The organism is Leyella lascolaii, from assembly GCF_900079775.1.
Taxonomy (GTDB): Bacteria; Bacteroidota; Bacteroidia; order Bacteroidales; family Bacteroidaceae; genus Prevotella; species Prevotella lascolaii.
On sequence record NZ_LT556048.1, the window covers coordinates 1 to 502 of the forward strand.

The 502-nt window shown below is 43.4% G+C and carries 1 protein-coding gene; it reads right to left on the reverse strand.

All coding sequences use genetic code 11. The annotated features are described in order from the left end of the window. Positions 1-467: YWFCY domain-containing protein (locus BN4609_RS10340; RefSeq protein ID WP_206196553.1), on the reverse strand; the 467-nt coding region annotated here is incomplete at its 3' end. Positions 468-502 lie beyond the last annotated feature (35 nt).

A 502-nucleotide genomic window follows, 5' to 3' on the forward strand; every position in this document is an offset into this window, starting at 1 on the left:
ACATCCTCCATGAGGTTGTGCTTCAAGAGTCGGCTCATCCACAGTCCACCCATCAATAGGCAGATATAACCTGCTGTCATTGTAAAGATGTACAGCGTGGCATTGCCCAAATAAGATATAGGCAACAATAATATCCACCAGTTGAGGAAGAACAGACAGGAGCCAACGGCAAGAACCGTAAAAATCCTGTTCCAACTCATCTTTTCTGCTTTCACGCCCTTGGTTCCCAGACATGAGAGCGCCAGGAGAAGAAGCGAAAACAGCTTGGTGTAGAGAATGGAATGGAATAAACCGCCTGTACGGTTGAAGTTGATTAGGATTCTGTCAACAACCCCGATTGTCACTCCCCACATGCGCATTGCCTCATAGCAATACCAATATACATTCATAATTGCGAGTATTATACTCACGGCACGGAGAAAATCCATTATTTTTCCCAATGCTCTCAAATCGTCTTCTTGTGCCATTGTTTTTCTGTTTTGAAGTTATACCTTGATAATAC